At 37.7% G+C, this 20150-nt stretch carries 18 protein-coding genes; 13 read left to right on the forward strand and 5 right to left on the reverse strand.

Translation table 11 applies throughout. The annotated features are described in order from the left end of the window. Positions 1 to 66: 66 nt before the first annotated feature. Complete coding sequence (locus CNR22_12385) at positions 67 to 915, reverse strand: transketolase (protein PBQ34891.1); 849 nt, start codon at positions 913 to 915, stop codon at positions 67 to 69. A 194-nt stretch (positions 916 to 1109) separates the two neighbouring features. On the opposite strand from CNR22_12385, the gene CNR22_12390 reads away from it, so the two are divergent. The 6 genes from CNR22_12390 (at position 1110) to CNR22_12415 (ending at position 8661) form a co-directional block, all read left to right on the forward strand. Then, the gene (locus tag CNR22_12390; protein ID PBQ32535.1) at positions 1110 to 2210 is read left to right on the forward strand and encodes a redox-regulated ATPase YchF; all 1101 of its coding nucleotides are present in this window, start codon (positions 1110 to 1112) and stop codon (positions 2208 to 2210) included. A gap of 148 nt (positions 2211 to 2358) precedes the next feature. Then, positions 2359 to 3141, forward strand: a complete 783-nt coding sequence (locus tag CNR22_12395) for a TIGR00266 family protein (GenBank protein PBQ32536.1) — start codon at positions 2359 to 2361, stop codon at positions 3139 to 3141. Between the two features lie 99 nt (positions 3142 to 3240). Beyond that, positions 3241 to 5100 carry a DNA topoisomerase IV gene (locus tag CNR22_12400; protein ID PBQ32537.1) on the forward strand — a complete coding sequence of 620 codons (1860 nt, stop codon included), beginning with the start codon at positions 3241 to 3243 and terminating at the stop codon, positions 5098 to 5100. A 143-nt stretch (positions 5101 to 5243) separates the two neighbouring features. Continuing rightward, positions 5244 to 5825 carry a hypothetical protein gene (locus CNR22_12405; GenBank protein PBQ32538.1) on the forward strand — a complete coding sequence of 194 codons (582 nt, stop codon included), beginning with the start codon at positions 5244 to 5246 and terminating at the stop codon, positions 5823 to 5825. A gap of 103 nt (positions 5826 to 5928) precedes the next feature. Continuing rightward, positions 5929 to 7236, forward strand: coding sequence for a hypothetical protein (locus CNR22_12410; protein PBQ32539.1), 1308 nt, complete (start codon positions 5929 to 5931; stop codon positions 7234 to 7236). Positions 7237 to 7242: 6 nt separating this feature from the next. Continuing rightward, on the forward strand, positions 7243 to 8661 hold the full coding sequence (locus CNR22_12415; GenBank protein PBQ32540.1) for a hypothetical protein: 1419 nt from the start codon (positions 7243 to 7245) through the stop codon (positions 8659 to 8661). A gap of 2 nt (positions 8662 to 8663) precedes the next feature. On the opposite strand, the gene CNR22_12420 is transcribed toward CNR22_12415, so the two are convergent. Continuing rightward, on the reverse strand, positions 8664 to 9023 hold the full coding sequence (locus CNR22_12420) for a hypothetical protein (protein PBQ32541.1): 360 nt from the start codon (positions 9021 to 9023) through the stop codon (positions 8664 to 8666). A 196-nt stretch (positions 9024 to 9219) separates the two neighbouring features. Further along, entirely contained in the window at positions 9220 to 9720 is a 501-nt protein-coding gene (locus CNR22_12425; GenBank protein PBQ32542.1) for a hypothetical protein, read from the reverse strand. A 297-nt stretch (positions 9721 to 10017) separates the two neighbouring features. On the opposite strand from CNR22_12425, the gene CNR22_12430 reads away from it, so the two are divergent. The 3 genes from CNR22_12430 to CNR22_12440 all read left to right on the forward strand — a co-directional run bounded on the left by CNR22_12430 (position 10018) and on the right by CNR22_12440 (position 15042). After that, a complete protein-coding gene (locus CNR22_12430) occupies positions 10018 to 12663 on the forward strand; it encodes a DNA topoisomerase IV (GenBank protein PBQ32543.1) in 2646 nt (881 codons plus the stop codon). Positions 12664 to 12806: 143 nt separating this feature from the next. Beyond that, entirely contained in the window at positions 12807 to 13187 is a 381-nt protein-coding gene (locus tag CNR22_12435) for a hypothetical protein (GenBank protein PBQ32544.1), read from the forward strand. Between the two features lie 52 nt (positions 13188 to 13239). Next, positions 13240 to 15042, forward strand: coding sequence for a hypothetical protein (locus CNR22_12440; protein PBQ32545.1), 1803 nt, complete (start codon positions 13240 to 13242; stop codon positions 15040 to 15042). On the opposite strand, the gene gap is transcribed toward CNR22_12440, so the two are convergent. Both gap and CNR22_12450 read right to left on the reverse strand, forming a co-directional pair. Next, the gene (gap, locus tag CNR22_12445; GenBank protein PBQ32546.1) at positions 15043 to 16035 is read right to left on the reverse strand and encodes a type I glyceraldehyde-3-phosphate dehydrogenase; all 993 of its coding nucleotides are present in this window, start codon (positions 16033 to 16035) and stop codon (positions 15043 to 15045) included. It abuts the gene before it with no gap. Further along, positions 16032 to 16937, reverse strand: a complete 906-nt coding sequence (locus CNR22_12450) for a hypothetical protein (GenBank protein ID PBQ32547.1) — start codon at positions 16935 to 16937, stop codon at positions 16032 to 16034. The genes gap and CNR22_12450 overlap by 4 nt, the downstream gene beginning before the upstream one ends. Before the next feature lie 165 nt (positions 16938 to 17102). On the opposite strand from CNR22_12450, the gene CNR22_12455 reads away from it, so the two are divergent. From CNR22_12455 to CNR22_12470, 4 genes are all read left to right on the forward strand, one after another. Then, complete coding sequence (locus CNR22_12455; GenBank protein PBQ32548.1) at positions 17103 to 17924, forward strand: hypothetical protein; 822 nt, start codon at positions 17103 to 17105, stop codon at positions 17922 to 17924. A 62-nt stretch (positions 17925 to 17986) separates the two neighbouring features. Next, complete coding sequence (locus CNR22_12460; GenBank protein ID PBQ32549.1) at positions 17987 to 18334, forward strand: hypothetical protein; 348 nt, start codon at positions 17987 to 17989, stop codon at positions 18332 to 18334. Positions 18335 to 18421: 87 nt separating this feature from the next. Beyond that, the gene (locus CNR22_12465; protein PBQ34892.1) at positions 18422 to 19390 is read left to right on the forward strand and encodes a sensor histidine kinase; all 969 of its coding nucleotides are present in this window, start codon (positions 18422 to 18424) and stop codon (positions 19388 to 19390) included. A 9-nt stretch (positions 19391 to 19399) separates the two neighbouring features. Continuing rightward, positions 19400 to 20146, forward strand: coding sequence for a DNA-binding response regulator (locus tag CNR22_12470; GenBank protein PBQ32550.1), 747 nt, complete (start codon positions 19400 to 19402; stop codon positions 20144 to 20146). Positions 20147 to 20150: the final 4 nt, after the last annotated feature.

The raw sequence follows: 20150 nt of genomic DNA on the forward strand, positions 1-20150 counted from the left end.
GCATAAATTTAAACTGCAGATCTTTTAGTTCTGCTTTATTAAAAACTAAACACTAACAACTAAACGCTAATAATCCACTCCGGTTACAAGCAATTGTTCTAAAGCTTTGCTCAATTGCTCGTCATTAGGCGCAGAACCGTGCCATTTATGTGTTCCCATCATAAAGTCAACGCCCATTCCCATTTCTGTTTTCATGAGGATCATTACCGGTTTCCCTTTTCCTAAATGCGATTTTGCAGTGTTTAGAGAGTCAATAACGGCTTGAAGGTCATTACCGTTGTTGTTCTCAAGAACCGTCCAGCCAAAAGCTTCAAATTTTGCTTTTAAATTCCCTAAAGAAAGCACGGTATCAACGTCGCCATCAATCTGGCGGCCATTATAATCTACAGTAGCAATATAATTGTCTACTTTATTGGCAGAAGCATACATAGCAGCTTCCCAGATCTGCCCTTCCTGTAACTCGCCATCACCATGTAAACTGTAGATGATGGAATTATCTTTGTTTAATTTTTTTGCCAAAGCAGCGCCAATAGCTACACTCATGCCTTGTCCTAAAGAACCGCTGGCCACACGTACTCCGGGCAAACCTTCGTGCGTAGTAGGATGCCCCTGCAAGCGAGAGTTTAGCTTACGAAATGTTTTTAATTCTTCAACCGGAAAATACCCGGTGCGGGCTAAAACACTATAAAAAACCGGACTAATATGCCCGTTGCTTAAAAAGAAAAGATCTTCATTTTTGCCATCCATTGTGAAATTAGAAGGCATATGTTTTAAAACGCTTCCATAAAGAGCTACTAAGTATTCAACACAGCCAAGAGATCCCCCCGGATGCCCGGAATTAACCGCATGCACCATTCTTACAATATCTCTGCGAACTTGTCCGCTCAGTTTTTTTAGTTCTTCTATGTTGCTCATTATTACGTTTTTTGGCAGGGAAGTGGTCTTCCGAGGCGGCAAAAATAGCATTTGATGGCGGCTTATAAGGGGGAATGTTAATAATAATCAGGCGATGTTAAAAACTATGATTTTTTACAAATAAATCCATTTTATTGCCTCTTTTGATTAGTATATTTGCGTTTTTATTAAAAACAGGTAATATATTGTAATTTATGGCTTTGAAATGTGGGATTGTTGGTTTGCCTAACGTAGGTAAATCTACTTTGTTTAATTGTTTAAGTAATGCTCAGGCACAGGCGGCAAATTTTCCGTTTTGTACCATTGAACCAAACGTTGGAACTACAACGGTTCCTGATGAGCGTTTGAATAAACTTTCTGAATTAGTTAAGCCTCAAAATATTGTTCCAACTACTGTTGAGATCGTTGATATTGCCGGTTTGGTAAAAGGAGCCAGCAAAGGCGAGGGTTTAGGAAATAAGTTTTTAGGAAATATCAGGGAATGTAACGCGATCTTACACGTTTTACGTTGTTTTGACGATGATAATGTTGTTCACGTTGACGGAAAAGTAAATCCTGTAAGTGACAAAGAAATTATTGATGCAGAACTACAACTTAAAGATCTTGAAAGTGTAGATGCAAAAATGAAAAAATTTGAAAAACTTGCAAAAACAGGCACCGACAAAGAAGCGGTAAGGATTTTTGCAACACTTACAAAAATAAAAACGGCTTTAGAAAGCGGCCAATCGGCGCGCACAGCCAATCTTGAAGAAACAGAATTACCTTATATTGCAGATTTACACTTACTCACGATTAAGCCGGTAATGTATGTTTGTAACGTTGATGAAGCTTCTGCTAAAACAGGAAATAAACACGTAGATGCGGTTAGAGAAGCAGTAAAAAACGAAGATGCAGAGATTTTGATTATCACTGCGCAAATGGAAAGTGAGATTGCAGCTTTAGAAACTTACGAAGAAAAACAAATGTTTCTTGCTGAAATGGGGCTTGACGAGCCAGGTGTAAATAAATTAATCAAGTCGGCGTATAAACTTTTAAAATTAGATACGTATTTCACAGCAGGTGTAAAAGAAGTTAGAGCATGGACTATTACCAAAGGTATGAAAGCGCCTCAGGCAGCTGGAGTAATTCATACCGATTTTGAAAAAGGATTTATTAAAGCGGAAGTGATTGGTTACAATGATTTTGTGACTTTAGGATCTGAGGCGGCGTGCAGAGAAGTTGGAAAATTACGCATTGAAGGAAAAGAGTACGTGGTGAATGATGGCGATGTGATGCATTTCCGTTTCAACGTTTAACGTTTCTTGTTTGTAGTTTTCTGGTTTTTGTAGTTAAACAAACATGAATAAAGCTTTATAAAATAACAAATAAACCGCTGATCCCATTTCGTATTCTTAGAATGACATTTATAATACTTTTAAATTAAAATTTTAAAAAGAAAATACTATGAATAATCATGAAATCGATTACCAATTGCATGGAGAGGAAATGCAATGTGTAGAAATTGAATTAGATCCACAAGAGGCAGTTATTGCAGAACCAGGAAGTTTTATGATGATGACGGATGGCATCAGTATGGAAACTTTGTTTGGTGACGGAAATAATACGGGCTTTATGAGCAAATTATTTACGGCAGGAAAACGTTTGTTGACAGGAGAGAATTTATTCATGACTGTTTACACAAATAACTCACAACAAAAGCGTCACGTTTCTTTTGCAGCGCCCTATGCCGGAAAAATAATTCCTATGGATCTTTCAGGTTTGGGCGGAAAAATCATTTGTCAGAAAGACAGTTTCTTATGCGCTGCTAAAGGCGTTGCTGTGGGAATTGAATTTCAAAGAAAACTTGGAACAGGGTTATTCGGTGGTGAAGGTTTCATCATGCAAAAATTAGAAGGTGACGGAATGGCTTTTGTTCACAGTGGTGGACATGTGATAGAAAAAAATCTTCACAGCGGAGAGATTTTAAAAGTGGATACAGGGTGTATTGTTGCCTTTACAAGCAGCGTGCATTACGATATTCAGTTTGTAGGAGGTATTAAAAATACTTTATTCGGCGGAGAAGGAATGTTCTATGCGACTTTAAGCGGACCAGGAAAAGTTTGGATCCAAACATTGCCTATCAGCCGTTTAGCTGGAAGAATTTTAGCTTACGGTGGAGGAAGAAGAAAAGAAGAAGGAAGCATCTTGGGAGGCTTAGGTAACATTCTCGACGGAGACGGACTATAACCACTAAGTCACTGAGTTGACTAAGAGTCACTAAGTTGGCAGGAGAAGTGGGCAGTTTAAATAGGAAATAATTAAAATTAAAAGAAACTCGAAGTAAATATGGCTAAGTCGAATTACACGGAAGACAATATACGATCACTCGATTGGAAAGAGCATATTCGTACACGTCCAGGTATGTACATTGGTAAGTTAGGCGATGGTAGCGCTTTTGATGATGGAATCTATGTTCTCTTAAAAGAGGTGATGGATAATTCCATTGACGAATTTATGATGGGCGAAGGAAACCGCATTGACATTGTTGTGAAAGAAGGAGTAGTTTCCATTCGTGACTTTGGTCGGGGTATTCCTTTAGGGAAAGTAGTTGAGGTAGTTTCTAAAATGAACACCGGTGGGAAATACGATAGCGAGGCGTTTAAAAAATCTATCGGATTAAATGGAGTAGGAACCAAGGCTGTAAATGCTTTGTCCATTAATTTTAAGGTTACGGCTTACCGTGACGGACAATCTAAAACTGCTGAATTCAGTAAAGGAGAGTTAGTGAAAGAACACAAACTTGTTGCGGCTCCTGGTGAGAAAAACGGAACTTATGTTGAGTTTCGTCCGGATGACTCCATCTTTAAAAAATATCATTTTGTACACGAGTACATAGACAAAATGATCTGGAACTACGCTTTCTTAAATACTGGATTAACTTTAACCCTTAACGGACAACTTTATAAATCAGATAATGGGTTAAAAGATTTATTAGAGAAAAACATTACTGGTGAAACACTTTACCCTATCATTCACTTGAGAGGAGAAGACATTGAGTTAGCCATGACTCATAGCAACGAGCACTTTAGTGAAGAATATTACAGTTATGTGAATGGTCAGTATACTACTCAAGGTGGAACCCATCTTGCAGCTTTCAGAGAGGCCGTAGTAAAAACTGTACGTGAATTCTACAAAAAAGAATTTGATCATTCCGATGTGCGCAAATCAATTGTTGCAGCCATTGCAATAAAAGTTCAGGAACCTGTATTTGAATCGCAAACTAAAACAAAATTGGGCTCCAGTGAAATCGCACCGGGCGGACAAAGTATCCGTGGATTTATTGGTGATTTTATCAAACAACAATTAGATAATTACCTGCATAAAAATCCGGATGTTGCCAAAGCCATTGAAGCAAAAATTTTAGCAAACGAACGCGAACGTAAAGAGCTTTCGGGTATTCAGAAATTGGCCCGTGAGCGCGCGAAAAAATCATCTTTACATAATAAAAAATTGCGCGATTGCAGAACGCATTTAGACGATACTAAAGATGTACGTCGTTTAGAAACCACTCTCTTTATCTGTGAGGGAGATTCGGCAAGTGGATCTATTACTAAAACACGCGATGTAAATACGCAGGCTGTATTTAGTTTAAAAGGTAAACCTTTAAATTGTTTTGGTCTTGGTAAAAAAGTAGTTTACGAAAACGAAGAATTTAATTTATTGCAGTCTGCTTTAAACATCGAAGACGGCTTAGATGAGTTACGTTATAATAATGTGGTTATTGCTACGGATGCCGATGTGGACGGTATGCACATTCGTTTATTACTGCTGACTTTCTTCTTACAGTTTTTTCCTGACCTTGTAAAAAGCAATCACGTAAAGATTTTACAGACACCTTTGTTCCGTGTTCGTAATAAAAAAGAAACCGCTTATTGTTATAGTGATGAAGAACGTAAAGCGGCCATTGCAAAATTAGGTCCAAAGCCTGAGATTACGCGCTTTAAAGGTTTAGGCGAGATTTCTCCCGATGAGTTTAAACACTTTATTGGAAAAGACATTCGTTTGGAACCTGTATTGTTAGATCAGAAAGCCAGTATAAATGAGCTGTTGAATTACTACATGGGTAAGAATACTCAGACGCGACAAGATTTTATTATCGATAATTTACGGGTTGAAAAAGATACTGAGAAAGAACTGGTGAGTTAGCTTGTTAATAGATTTTAACGATCTACAGCGTTTTAGATGCCTAAAAAGTTAGTATTTAGTTAAAGCAAGTTAATTTGGTAAAAAACAATATCTTTGGCACAATAGATGAATTTCCTTAAATAAATCAAACAAAAATAGAAATCATGATTAAAACATCACACTTACTTTTAATTCCGGCTGTTGCAGTTTTAACGCTCGCTGGTTGTAAATCAAAAAAAACAACTCCGGTTCAAAAAGAAACAGGAGCAGTAGAAATTACCGTACCTTTTAGTGGTAAAGAATTTCGTAGCGATGAAAATGCTTTCAGAGCTAAACAAGTGGGAAAGTCTCCTGACATTGCAACAGCTAAAAAAATTGCTTTTCAAAATGCAAGAGCTGAAATGGCTGGCAATATTAATGCTACAGTAAAAAGAGTAACAGATCAATATACAAATCAACGTACCGTTGGCAACACTCAGGAATTCGAAAATAAATTCGAAGAATTATCACGCGAGGTGGTAAATCTTGAAATGTCTAACGTAAAAGAAATCGGCGAAAAAATCTTTAAAGAGTCAGACGGATCTTATACTTATTGGATTGCTATCGAAGCCGATAAAAAAGCAGTTTTTGATAAATTGGATGCTAAAATTTCAAGTGATGCAAAATTGAAATTGGATTATGACAAACAAAAATTCCAACAGATTTTCGATGCTGAAATGAAAAAATTAGCAGACGAAGGTAAATAATCACACTCCTATTTAAGAGCATCTTTTTTCAGGGATGCTCTTTTTTTTAACCCTTCACTTGAGAATACTATCACACATATTTATTTTGCTTGTAGTTTTTTTTGTGTCCTGCACAGGCTCCAAAAAATACTTTAAAGCTGCTGAGAAACTTGAGAAACAGGGTCTTGTGAATGAAGCTGCGCAGTATTACCTGGAGGCTTTGCAACGCAAGCCGTCAAGTGTAGACGCGAGACTTAAATTAAAAGAAGTTGGGCAGAAGCATCTTTCCACTTTGGCGTCTGAATTTTTCCGTAATTATAATACACAACAAACAGAAGCTTCTTTAGAGTCTTTTGAAAAGCTTAAGGACTTTAATTCTAAAGCCAGTGCATTAAATGTGCAACTCGAGTACCCAAAAACATACGAGGAAGACTATCAAAAAACGGTAGAAACCTATTGTCTGAAAAACTATAATCAAACGGTTATTCTCGTTAACCAGAAAAAGTATTCGGAGGCGATGAGCTACATTGGTCGCGTAAAAAAATACAATGCCGGCTATAAAAATTTAAAACAGCTGGAAGTAGTAGCATATTGCGAACCGCTGTATCAAAGTGCTATTAATAACCTGGAGAGCAAAAATTACTCAGGAGCACTTGGAATATTAACTAACATTCAATCCAAGACGGAAAATTATAAAGATTCACGCGATCTTCTGGAACTGGCAACCGCTCAGCAAACCAAAACGTTTATCTTGTTTGAGCCTAAGACCACCCAGGATAAAAATGAAAATGATGTACGCCTTTACCTGTTTGATAATTTTAGCCAGGCGGCACTGCAAAAATTAAATTCTGTAAAAATCATTAACAACACTCCTTTTCAGAATGCGCCCAGCACAATCGACTTAAATAACAGCATGAATATTGATTTGATTCAGGCTATACGCAAGGCAACCGCTGCTGATTATTTTTATGTGTTCGATGTTTCCAACCGAAGTGAATTTAATTCAGGTTTGAAAAAACAATCGTCCACAGGTTATCAGGAAACGCAGAAAAGGATCAATGATACGACTGTAGTAACGGAGTATGTTGCGTTTGCTTACAATAATGTAAAAGCTCAGCGCGCTTTTTCGTATGATTATAAATACAAAGTAATAAACGCTTACACCAACCAGATTGTTTCCTCTCAAACACAAACTATTAAGAGTCAGGACGCCGTGGAGTACCAGGAATTTGCGAAGAAATTTACAGGGAATATAAAAACTTTGTATCCGTATAATCCAAAACAGATTGCGCCTGCGCTTCAATACAATCCCAATAACTGGCGAAATTTTTTTAGTGCACGCAACACTTTAAAGACTTTTGAGGAACTAAAAAACGAAGTCTATTCGCAAAACGTAAATCTTTTTATCAGTACGGCTGGTACCATGAAATAATAAAGGATGATTAGAAATTTTTGCTACATAACTGCCGTAATTTTCTTGCTGCTTTCCTGCAAAGCAAAGCAGGTTGCTGCTCCTGCCGCTACGGTAGCAGAAGTTAAGCCAGCGCCGGTGTGGGTGAGTAGTCGCCCCAACAACGGTTTTAAATATGTAGGAGTTGGTTTTGCTGACAAATCAAAGGGAGGCAATTACCAAATGGAGGCAAAGAAGAATGCTTTGTACGATCTTGCTTCTGAAATTAAAGTAGATATTTCGAGCAACTCCGTTTTATATACAGTGCAAAACAATAACAGCTTTAATGAGAACTTTAATTCACTCATAAAGCTTTCCAACAGCGATAATATTGAAGGTTATTCTCTTGTAGATTCATACGAAAATGACAAACAATATTGGGTTTATTATATTCTTGATAAAGCAGAATATGCCGATTTAAAAGCAAAGAAGAAACAGCAAATTGTTACAAAGGCTTCCAACCTTATTGCTGCGAGTTTTTATGATGAAAAAAATAAAGATTTTTCTTCTTCCTTAAAGAAGCGTATTCAGGCTTTTGGCGTACTAACACCTTACCTGAGCGAAGAAATTACTTTTGATCCTGCGCAAACAAACGGTATTAAAAATGTATTTGATCTTACAAATCTTATTCAAACGCAGCTACAGACTATCACTGTAATGACTCAGAAAGTTATGCCGGTATTAAAACCTTACCAACTCGTTTACAATCCACTGATTTACAACTTGGAATTAAAAACAAAAACACCGTTACAGAATTTCCCCTTGCTTGTTTCAAGTGACGAGGATAAAATTAACGTCAACGAAAAAACTTCCACAAATAATTCGGGAGAGGTTCAAATCAAAATAAATTCTGTTGAACCATTAAACCAGGTTGTCGCATTTTCTTTGAGTCCGGATATTACAACACTGATGGGTACTGACTCTGTTGGTGCCGCGGGAGTGCGTTTACTCAAACAATTTGTTCAGACATCTACCTTAAAAGTGAATGCGAATGTTGCTAACATTACTATTTATGTAAAATCTGTAGAAAATAATTTTGGCAAGGCCACAGGCTTAAATTCTATAGAAACTTTTATAAAACAAAAATTCAACGGACAAGAAGTAAGACTTGTAGATAGACCTGAAGAAGCAGATTACCTTATTGAATCGCTCGCAGAGACAAAAGAAGACATTAGCAGCGCCATTCTCACACAAAATTATAGCATTAAATTGGTTGCTTTAATAATTGATCTGCAATTAAAAAACAGGGCAACAAATGAGGTGCTTTTTAAAACTCAGGTGAACGATGTATACGGATACGCAAACAGTTTAGATAACGCCGGCTTAAACGCATACTCTAATCCAAAAATCAGCGCAAAGCTTGCCGAATCACTCTTCTTTTTGAAGCGTAAGATTTTGGTTTATTAGAATTATTCTGTGATTTTATGACCGATCTTTTCTCTTTTTTCCAGACTCTCTTTCTTTTCCAGGAGTTCATCAATGTAGGAGAATACTAGTTCTATATTTTTAGTATTATTTTCTGTTTTATTCCGAAGACCTTCTACCGCCATTTGTAGTTCCATATTATCCAGCAAATTTTGCCTGATCCTATTGAAAATCCTCATGATTTCTATGTTTACAGACATGGCTTTATCACTTTTTAAGACACTGGATAGCATGGCCACTCCTTGCTCAGAGAAAGCCATAGGCAAGTATCTATCACCACCCCAACTTGAGGTTACAAATTGTGACCTCAAAATTTCAAATTCCTCTTTTTCAAGTTCGAACATAAATTCTTTGGGAAAACGTTCTTATTATCCGGACAATTCATGAAAATTAATTGAAGATCAGCTGACTGACAATCTGCGCATTATTTAAAATAATTATTCAAAGTAATTTGCATTTGAAATAGTAGGATATTTTTACAATAACTTAAACTAAAGAGAATAGGCAAACTGTTTTTTATTGTTAGAACGCTTACTTTTATTATCCTTGTTTGATATAAGGCGCCCGAAATTGTTTTTTTATCTTTTTGCAGATCAAATGAATGTTCAGCTCCGTTCCGAAAGTAACAATGCCATCGCCGCTAACGTCTGCAAAGGGTCCTACGGCTCCAAGATCCAGCTGAAAAATAAATCCCGGATTAAAGTACCAACTATCTTTAACATTTTCTGTTTTCAGGGCAGGGTTTACAATGTAACCTCGTTCATGCAAAAAAATAACTTTTACACCTGCATAAATCTCCACATGCAACTTTTTATATTTCAGGAGACGGTACTGCACGTTAAAGGAGGCACCTAAAAAAGGAACCACAGGTCTGTAAAAAACCTCCATCATCAGCCGCCCTCTTGTAAATTTTTCGGGATGTTTTTCTTCTTCCTCTGACCATTCATGACTTTCGCCAACTAAACGAAAACGTGGTGAAATGTATCTGAAATTAAGGATCGGAAATCTTTTAAAGTCATAATAACTTACTCCGGCCTCCATTTTCCAGGGTCCCTCGATAACTTCCTGGGAAGAAGAACATAGGGTGATACATGAAAAACTAATCAGGAACAGTAACTTCATCAAAATGTTTGGCAGGCACGACAGGGTTTGAAGGATCAATTGCGTGTCGTGGTATAACGGTGATAAGCCCAGTTTAGTATAAAAAGCACCCTATTACCCGCTTTTCACCTCCATTTTGTGGATATTTCCCCGGTATTTTAGCCTGAAACCCCATTTTTCACCCTTAGTTTTTGTTTTTCGAAGCTTATATTTGCACTTTATATTTTTGTACAAACTATGAGTGACATTTTTGAAGGAGCGGATAACGAGAATCATCATGAGGTAGATAACATTACCCACGTAAGTGGCATGTTTAAAAACTGGTTCATTGATTATGCGTCGTACGTAATTCTTGAGCGTGCGGTTCCGGCTATGGAAGACGGTTTAAAACCGGTTCAGAGACGAATTTTGCATAGCATGTGGGAGTTGGAGGATGGTAGGTACAACAAGGTGGCTAACCTGATTGGGAATACCATGAAGTATCACCCACATGGCGACGCCAGTATTGGCGATGCTTTGGTGGCTATTGGGCAAAAGGACCTTTTAATTGACATGCAGGGTAACTGGGGTAACATTTTAACCGGAGATAGCGCCGCTGCTCCACGTTATATTGAGGCCCGTTTATCAAAGTTTGGTCAGGAAGTTATTTTTAATCCAAAAACAACCAACTGGGGAATGAGTTACGATGGCCGTAACAAAGAGCCTATCACACTTCCTGTCAAATTTCCGTTAGTGCTTGCTCATGGCGTAGAAGGGATTGCTGTTGGTTTGGCTACCAAAATATTGCCGCACAATTTTAACGAATTAATTGACGCTTCTATCCAGATTCTTCGTGGAAAAAAGGCTGTTATTTTTCCGGATTTTATTACCGGCGGAATTGCCGACTTTAGCGATTATAAAGACGGATTGCGTGGTGGAAAAGTTAAAATCCGCGCTCGCATAAAAGAACTTAATGCTAAAACACTCATCATTTCTGAAATTCCTTTTGGAACTACAACCGGAACTTTAATCGATTCGATACTTGCGGCCAACGAAAAAGGGAAAATCAAGATTAAAAAAGTTGAAGACAATACTTCAGAGAATGTAGAGATTTTAATTCATCTGCAACCTGGTATTTCTCCTGATAAAACCATTGATGCGCTTTACGCTTTCACAAATTGCGAAATGGGCATTTCTCCAAATGCCTGTATCATTGAGCATGAGAAGCCTCGTTTTGTTGGGGTTAGCGAGATCTTAAAGATTTCCACACACCAAACACTCGAATTATTAAGACGTGAATTAGAAATCGAGCAAAAAGAACTCGAGGAAAAATGGCACTTCGCGTCGCTGGAAAAAATATTTATTAAAGAAGAGATGTATATCGACTTTAAGAAATACTCTAATAAAGAAACTTTATACGACTACTTATACGAGCGCTTTAAACCGCACAAACGTAAACTCATTCGTGAAATTGTAGACGAAGATCTTCAGCGTTTAACGCAGATCCCGATGATACGTATTACCCGTTTTGACAGTATTAAAGCGGAAGAACAAATGAAAGAACTGGATGCAAAAATAGCTACAGTAAAACATCATTTGGCAAACATGACGGATTTTGCAGTGGAATACTTCAAAAATCTTAAAAAGAAATACGGTGTAGGAAGAGAGCGCAAAACAGAAACCAAACAGTTAGAAACCATTATCGCAACGCAGGTCGTAATGGCTAATGAAAAACTCTACATGAATCGTGCGGAAGGTTTTGTGGGGACGAGTTTGAAAAAGGATGAGTTTGTTACCGACTGTTCTGATCTTGACGATATTATTGCCTTTACGAAAGAGGGAAAAATGAAAGTTTTTAAAGTGTCTGATAAAACTTTTGTTGGAAAAGACATCGTGCACATCGCTATCTTTAAAAAGAACGATGAGCGTACAACTTACAATATGATTTATCGCGACGGACCTAAAGGCATTACCTTTATGAAACGTTTTAATGTAACAGGGGTTACACGCGAAAAGGAATATGATCTTACCAAAGGAACGCCCGGTTCAAACGTGTATTGGTTTACCGTAAATCCAAATGGTGAAAGTGAAAAAGTAATAGTTCACTTACGTGCCGTAGCAGGCTTGCGTAAACTTGAAATTGATGTTGATTTTGGAGAGATGGAAATTAAGGCGCGTGGTTCTGTTGGAAACATTGTAACGAAATACACAGTTAATAAAGTAACTCTGAAAGAAAAAGGAGTTTCCACTTTAGAAGGAGAAGATTATTGGTTTGATGAGGGCACGCATCGCCTGAATAAAGAAGAGCGCGGAACTTATATTGGTAAATTTAGCGGCGATGATAAGATCTTAACGGTTACCAGCAAAGGATTTTATAAGCTTTATACTTACGATGTTTTAAATCATTTTGATGACGACATCATTATGATTGAAAAATACAATCCTCATGTTACTTTAACTTGTATTTACTACGACGGTGTAAGCAAAGCATATTTCACCAAACGTTTTGAACCGGAAGTAACGACTAACAAAACACTTATTATTACTGAAAATGAAGCTTCACGTATTGAACTCATAACCGGACAAATTCTTCCAGTAGTAGAAGTAAAATTCGCGAAAGAAAAAGGGAATGAAATTCCGGATGAAACTTTAAATATGGTAGAGTTTAGCCCGATGGTAAACATGAAGGCCAAAGGAAAAAAATTAAGCTCTTACAAGGTGAAAGAAATTAGTTTAAGAGAACCTGAAGAAATAAAATTGGCGCGTAAATTTTTAAAAGCGGATGAAAGTGATAAAACGGGATTATCTCCGATGGAACTTCACCGCAGGGCAATGGATAAGCTGAATAAAGATAACGCGAAGGATTTTTTGGATGGTGATGGCCAGATAACTTTTGAATTTTAGTGAAGTCAATTGTTATAGTTAATTGTTTATAGTAGAAAGTTTGCAATGAGGGTATTTTCGACCTGCTTAATTGTCAATAATAAAAAAATGCTCCGCTTAGCGGGGCATTTTTTTATTACTTTTAAGTATCAATCACACACACTATGAAGTATTATTTTAGAATCGCAACGCTGCTCTGCTTAAGTCTGAGTGCTTGTAAGAAAGACAGAACCTGCAGTTGTTCTATCACTTCAACTGGCTCAACTATTACGCATAGCCAGACTGCAGGTAATGTTATTAATATACCTCCTTTACCTCCAGTAGTCATTGTGGCGGCTACCGACACCACTTTTACAACGCCATTCGTTTATTACAGTACTACAAAATCAAACTACGATAAGGTGTCAAAAAAATCTATGCGCGCAAATTGTGCAAGTTCTTCTGAAGAAGATCTTAAAGACGGTTCTACGCTCATTACTCCAGGTACCTCGACTGTAACTACTACCAGGTCTGGGAAAAGAGTGTATGACTGCAGTATAGAATAGATTGAGTTAAAATTGGCACAATACTTGTCAATCTTTAATTAATTCTTTACCCATGAAAAATAAAATCTCCATTTTAGTCGCAATATTTCTAACTTCCATTGCGTATTCGCAATGCCCGACGATTACTGTTCCTTCATCATTTACACTCACCAATTGTCAAGGAGGTAACACAATTTCTGCAACCTCAAATTACTCTGCAAATATTAGTTCGCGTTGGATTGGTCCTGGGAACATACCAATTGCCAGTTTAGGGACTGCAACCTCGGTTGTTTACCTTAACGCAGCAGAAATTTATACAGTAGAATTTACAGATAACTCAAGCAATTGCATTGTTACGGAAACAGTCGCGGTATGGGACGTTTTCCAAAAACCCTCTTTTAATTTAAGCGCAGGCAATTTTTCTTTGCTTTGCACCTCTTCACAAATTACAGTTAATTTTATTAACGGGTCAACCTTTCCTATACCGGGAGGGCCGATATCTTACACTTTCATTTGTCCGGCATGCTCCACTGTTTTTCCTAACAATGTCCTTTCAACTCAATCAACTTATACAATTGCAACTTGTGGGATTTACGAAGCAATAATTCGAGATAATGCTAATCTTTGCGATGCATCCTACAGGTTCTCCATTGCTTGCTCTACCTTGAATCCTACACCTCTGCTAGTTTCAGGTAACACTACTGTTTGTTCTGGATCAAGTGTTACTTACACTTCAACCGGAACAAACCACCTTTGGAACACAGGCGCTACAAGTTCCACTATAAACGTTATTCCAGCAACAAATGTTGCCTATTCAGTTTCAGGAAACGACATAAATGGTTGTCCGAGTACTGGAAGTGTTGCCGTTACCGTAAATACAACCTGCACAGATGTGTGGCCCGGCGATGCAAATAGCGATGGAATTGTGGATAATGTGGACGTCTTTGAAATTGGTTTGGCTATGAGCTCAACGGGCCCAGCGAGATCACCAGGAGGAAATGCCTATACTAGTCAATTTGCTAACAACTGGACAGGAACAATTAGCACGGGTAAAAATCGTAGTCATGCAGATTGTGACGGTAATGGGTTAATTGATTTGAATGATACACTTGCCATCTTCACTAATTTTTTACTTCCTCACGCCTTTAAATCAACTTTATCAGCTGGTAATAATCCAGACCTTTCTATTTCCGCTAATCCTGTAGTTAGCAGAGGCGCCTGGAATAAAGCAACCATTAGTCTTGGCGATAATACAAATTCTATTTCTCAAATTCTTGGTCTTGCTTTCACTCTCAATTACGATGCATCCATGATTGAAACAGATTCACTTTATCTTACTTATCTGCCCTCTTTCTTAAATAGCAACGGACAGAATGTTCAATTCAGGAAAAAGTTTTTTGGCAATGGCAAGATGTATGGCACAAGTGTCCGCGCCAACGGCACTAACGTAAATGGCAATGGCGCCATCGCTGAACTCTATTTTAAAGTAAAATCGGGCATTGCAGAGAATTCAGTTATCAACTTTTCTTTGTCAGATGTGCAGAAAATAAATTCTTCAGGCAATAAAACTTTGCTTAGTTCAGGAAATTTAAGCGTCTTGGTGGATGCTAATGCAGTAGGACTTTCGAAAGAAAATGCAATTGAGATAAACGTTTCTTTTTTTCCAAATCCCACTGTAAATGAAGTCACTCTGGTAAGTAATTCTAATACACAAGTCGCTTATAAGATTTTCGCAATAAGCGGTAAGGAAGTTTTGGAAGGGCAATTCAAATCTTCTGTAAAAATAGATCTAACAGCAGTTGTAAGTGGGAGCTACTTTGTGGAATTCGAACAACATGGCATTAAAGCTTATAAAAAGCTAATCATTGCCAGATAATTATTTTCCCATGCGAAGTGCCAAATCAACCAGGCGATTACTATATCCCCATTCGTTATCGTACCAACCGATTATTTTTACGAGGTCGCCCACAACACTTGTAAATTCAGAATCGTAGACAACGCTGTGCGGGTTACCGATTACATCGATCCCTACTATGGGATCTTCTGTATATTCTAAAATACCTTTTAAATCGCCTTGAGACGCAGCTTTAAAAGCTTGATTAATTTCTTCAACTGTAGGCGTGTTTTTTAAATGACAGGTAATGTCTGTTAAAGAGCCATCAGGCACCGGGACGCGGATACCGCAGCCACCAATTTTACCTTCGAAGTGAGGAAATATTTTTGTGATTGCTTTTGCTGCTCCCGTTGAGGTGGGAATAATGCTTAGAGCTGCAGCTCTTGCTCTTCGTAAATCTTTATGCGGCGCATCGTGTATGCGTTGATCGCTGGTGTAAGAGTGGACAGTGGTTATGTAAGCTTGTTCAATGCCAAATTGCTCCAGCACTTTAAGCATGGGAGCTGCAGAGTTGGTGGTACAACTTGCATTAGAGATAATCACATCATCATCACTCAAAATAGAATCGTTAACACCTAACACTACAGTTTTAATGTCATCGTCTTTTGGTGGAGCAGAAAGAATTACTTTTTTTGCTCCTGCTTTTAGATGGCCTCCAGCACTTGCTTTGTCTAAGAAATGCCCGGTACTTTCAATTACAATGTCGATGCCTAATTCTTTCCAGGGAAGTTCTTCCGGATTTTTTTTGGAGACTATCTGAATGCGCTTGCCATTTACAATCATCACATTTCCTTCTGTTTTTATTTCTCCCGGAAAAGCGCGGTGTACCGAATCGTATTTTAACAAATGCGCTAAGGTAGCAGTATCTGTAATGTCGTTGATGGCAACAATTTCTATTGCGGGATTGTTGATGCAGTTACGCAGGAACACTCTACCTATTCGGCCAAAGCCATTGATGGCAATTTTAATGCTCATGGTTGTATTTTTGTTTTAATATTGGTGTTGAGGTCGTAAGAATACCAATCATTTTTTTGATGAACTAATATAATATCGTGATCATAAAATTTTATTTCCTCTGCATGAATGGTTTTTTCTTCCTTAGTTTTAATATTATAAAGCACGTAATATTCTTTGGGTTCAAATATTTTATGAATTAAAAAATTCCTGGTTGCCATATCAATGTGCCGAAATGTGCCGATAATTTTTTTACCGGTATAATCAAAAACCTCGTCCTCTGCGTTAAAGCGAACACCGGCGCTGCAAGCTACCAGTAACGAGTCATTCGTATTCATTTTGATAATAGAATAGCGATGCGGAATAATTTCTTCTTCGCGCTCGTTCATTAATCCCGCAAGCACAATATCTCCTTCGTTGATTATAGATGTCTGGTAGAATTTTTTGTCTGCAGCAAATCCAATTTCATGATAACCCTTAAATGTGAGTTGCTGGAAATTTTTGTACACCAGGTTTTTTTTGCCTTTCATGGTCACTGTAAAATACTGGCGATTGTCGTTGTAGGCTTTTACAACATTTTTATTGAGGGCGAATACGCTAAAAGTATCCTTAGCGGTGTTTCGGATAATCAGTCTTTCATTTTTCTTATTCAGGTAATTGCAAGCGTAGGTGGTGGTGGTAACCTTAATAAATTTATTAGCAGAAGCTGTTTTAGTTTTAAAACAGGCGAGACAAACCTGAGCTGTAGAATCAAAATTAAAAATAGTATCATACACAGGTTTAATAATGATCCTGTTATCGCCGTCGTTAGAAGGTTGCCAGATACCCCATTTTCCATTTTCGCGAAAAGGTGAGGTTTGAGAAAAAAAAGACAAGGTAAACCCAGCAAGTAGGGTTAAAAATATGTGGTGCCGGGCTTTCAAGGAAACAAACGTAAAAGTAAGTAAAAATCGATTTTTTTCATAGATTAAAAATATAAATTACCGTTCACCGACTTGAGGATACCATCCACCGCCATCTGTTTAAATCTGGCCTAAAGCCTATTGTGGAGCAGGAAATCCGGATGTAATTTTACAAAAAAATTAGTAATGGAAGACTTAAACAAACGGACAGTGGAGGGTGATTTAGACGAAAACACTTTTCAGGAGATGGAGAAGATCAATCGTCGCGGAAAGATTATGGGAGGCTTGTTAATTGTGGCTATTGGCTCTTTATTCCTGGCGCGCGAGCTGGGTGTTGAAATACCTTTTTGGGTGTTGTCATGGAAAATGCTTCTCATTGCACTGGGACTGTTAACAGCGGTAAAACACAAATTTTTAAATCCGGGTTGGCTTCTATTAGTGGGAGTGGGTGGTGTGTTCTTGCTTACCGATATATATCCGGATATGAAAATAAAACCTTTGCTTTGGCCAATTATCATTATTCTTTTCGGATTAGCCATTATGTTCAAGCCACGTAAAAAGCGAGCCGAACATTGCAGAAACCAATGGCGCAAATACCAGAATAGACATTTCAGAAAGAATCATAATCTACAGGAAGAGTTTAATAAAAAAGAAGAGCCAAATAAGGAAGATTTTATCGAATCAGTTTGTATCATGGCAGGAGCAAAAAGAATGATTGTTTCCAAAAATTTTAAGGGTGGTGAAGTGGTCAATGTGTTCGGTGGCTCTGAGCTTAACCTGAGCCAGGCCGATTTCGAAGGAACGGCGAATTTGGAAGTGACACAGGTTTTTGGCGGTACAAAGATTATTGTACCCAGCAATTGGGAAATTAGGTCTGAAATGGTAACAATTCTTGGAAACGTTGAGGATCGCCGATCTGCCCAACCGCATCTGGATAAAGATCTAAAAAAGGTATTACTACTCACCGGTACAACTGTTTTCGGTGGTGTGGATATAAGAAGTTTTTAAAATATAAATTAACCCACGGGATCCCGGTAAATATCGGCAACTCCTGTACAAACTATAGAATCATGGAAAAATATCTGGCAAAACTCATGTTCAACATTAACATCGATAATGGCAACGATGAATCGCAATTCGACGAACAAATCAGAATTATTGAATCTCAAAACATCGAAAGTGCTTTTTATAAAGCCCGGGTTATTGGAAAGAAAGAAGAAGAAACATTTATGAATTCTGACAATCAGCTCGTAAGCTGGCAGTTTATAGACGTTTCAGAAGTATATCCTTTGCAGGAAGTGAAAGATGGCGAACAAATTTATTCCAATTCGCACAAGATTAAAGACACTGGATCTTTTATAAAATTTATTCGTCAAAAGTCTATGGAGATTCAGGCAAAAAACCTAACATTTGCCTAAACCTTTTTGAAAGAACAATTTCCATATTCTCGCGGTAAACTTCTGTTGGGCTGCATCGTTTGGGGGCTTTTTTTTACAGTCATCCAGATGCTTGTACTTCACAGACTTGAAATCAGCTGGCGCCTGTCGTTTATAGACTCCTTTATTTCATGCACTTTAATAGCGCTGGTGAGTTATAGTTCGGTTGGCTTTTTCAGATTTTACCAGCCTGTAAAAAGCAGCCGCGTTTATAGGTTAATTTATACCATCACCGGTGCTGTAATCTATTGTGTAGCTTTAAGTTTTGCATTAAACTGGATACTCCCAAAAGAGATCGCGTATTTAGAATTTCTTGAGCGCTCAATGCCATTGAGATTTATAAGTGGCCTGATGGTTATTAGCTTTATCTCTTTGTTAAATTGGATGTACAATCTTTTGAACGACCAGAAAGAGCAGGAACAAAGAAAGACAGAGGCAGAACAATTGGTGAAAGACGCTGAACTGGTAAAACTTCGTCAGCAATTACAGCCCCATTTTTTATTCAACAGTTTAAATTCAATAAGTGCTCTTGCAGGATCTAAGCCCGATGAAGCCCGGAAAATGATTCAACAACTCTCTGATTTTTTGCGGGGGACTTTAAAAAAGGATGAGCAGAAAGTAGTTTCGTTAAAGGAAGAAATGCAACATCTTAATTTATATCTTGAAATTGAAAAGGTACGTTTTGGCCACCGTTTAAGTGTTGAACAACAGGTAGCGGATGAGGTTCTGGGAGATATGATTCCTCCATTATTATTACAACCTATTGTTGAAAACGCTATCAAATTCGGGCTTTACGGCACCATAGAAGATATTACTGTGACGGTTTCGGGTCGTTCAGAACAAGGGTATTTATTTGTGGAAGTTAAAAATCCTTTTGATGCTGAAACACAAACAGCCGCGCGTGGCACAGGATTTGGGCTCAGTTCTATCCAGCGCCGATTGTTTTTATTATATGGAAGGAATGATCTTTTATCTACTGAAAAGAAAGAAAGTATATTTATTACCAGGCTAAAAATTCCTCAACTCCAGTTAAACTAACATTTCGAAATGAAAAAAATTGTAATTATAGATGATGAACCGCTGGCACGAAGTATTGTTGTAGAGTATTTGCAAAATCATCCGGATGTGGAAGTAGTTTCGGAATGCAATAATGGTTATGAAGGAGTAAAGGCCATTCTGCAGCATAAGCCAGACCTGATTTTTCTCGATATACAAATGCCAAAGATCAATGGTTTTGAAATGCTGGAATTGTTAGACACTCTTCCTCCGGTAATTTTTGCAACAGCTTTCGACGAGTATGCCATCAAAGCATTTGAGGCAAACGCAGTCGATTACCTTTTAAAGCCTTTTAGCAAAGAGCGTTTTAATACAGCTATTTCAAAATGGTTGACAAAAAGTAAAGACGAAAAAACTCCGGATAAAGGCATGCAAAATCTTTTAGAGAATAGCGAAAAACAAGCGGATGAAAAAAATCGTATTGTCGTAAAAACCAATTCTGAAATAAGTATTGTGCCCGTAACGGATGTTCACTACATTGAGGCATACGACGATTACGTAAAAATATTTACAAAAGACACTTATTTTCTTAAAAAGAAAACGATGAACTATTATGAGCAGGTGTTAGATCCATTGCAGTTCTTCAGAGTTCACCGATCGTTCATAATAAACCTGCAACAGCTTACGCGCATCGAGCCACTTGAAAAAAACTCTTACATAGCGCTTCTTAAATCCGGTAAAAAAATTCCTTTAAGTCGTCCGGGCTATTATAAACTAAAAGAAAAATTGGGAATTTAATTTT

Source organism: Sphingobacteriaceae bacterium (assembly GCA_002319075.1).
Taxonomy (GTDB): domain Bacteria; phylum Bacteroidota; class Bacteroidia; order B-17B0; family Aurantibacillaceae; genus Aurantibacillus.

Coding starts and splice junctions, on each gene's coding strand:
- CNR22_12390 (PBQ32535.1), top strand. CDS start 1,110: ATGGCTTTGAAATGTGGGATTGTTGGTTTGCCTAACGTAGGTAAATCT.
- CNR22_12460 (PBQ32549.1), top strand. CDS start 17,987: ATGGAAAAATATCTGGCAAAACTCATGTTCAACATTAACATCGATAAT.
- CNR22_12385 (PBQ34891.1), bottom strand. CDS start 915: ATGAGCAACATAGAAGAACTAAAAAAACTGAGCGGACAAGTTCGCAGA.
- CNR22_12420 (PBQ32541.1), bottom strand. CDS start 9,023: ATGTTCGAACTTGAAAAAGAGGAATTTGAAATTTTGAGGTCACAATTT.
- CNR22_12465 (PBQ34892.1), top strand. CDS start 18,422: ATGCTTGTACTTCACAGACTTGAAATCAGCTGGCGCCTGTCGTTTATA.
- CNR22_12415 (PBQ32540.1), top strand. CDS start 7,243: ATGATTAGAAATTTTTGCTACATAACTGCCGTAATTTTCTTGCTGCTT.
- CNR22_12425 (PBQ32542.1), bottom strand. CDS start 9,720: ATGGAGGCCGGAGTAAGTTATTATGACTTTAAAAGATTTCCGATCCTT.
- CNR22_12435 (PBQ32544.1), top strand. CDS start 12,807: ATGAAGTATTATTTTAGAATCGCAACGCTGCTCTGCTTAAGTCTGAGT.
- gap (PBQ32546.1), bottom strand. CDS start 16,035: ATGAGCATTAAAATTGCCATCAATGGCTTTGGCCGAATAGGTAGAGTG.
- CNR22_12430 (PBQ32543.1), top strand. CDS start 10,018: ATGAGTGACATTTTTGAAGGAGCGGATAACGAGAATCATCATGAGGTA.
- CNR22_12405 (PBQ32538.1), top strand. CDS start 5,244: ATGATTAAAACATCACACTTACTTTTAATTCCGGCTGTTGCAGTTTTA.
- CNR22_12470 (PBQ32550.1), top strand. CDS start 19,400: ATGAAAAAAATTGTAATTATAGATGATGAACCGCTGGCACGAAGTATT.
- CNR22_12395 (PBQ32536.1), top strand. CDS start 2,359: ATGAATAATCATGAAATCGATTACCAATTGCATGGAGAGGAAATGCAA.
- CNR22_12455 (PBQ32548.1), top strand. CDS start 17,103: ATGGAAGACTTAAACAAACGGACAGTGGAGGGTGATTTAGACGAAAAC.
- CNR22_12440 (PBQ32545.1), top strand. CDS start 13,240: ATGAAAAATAAAATCTCCATTTTAGTCGCAATATTTCTAACTTCCATT.
- CNR22_12400 (PBQ32537.1), top strand. CDS start 3,241: ATGGCTAAGTCGAATTACACGGAAGACAATATACGATCACTCGATTGG.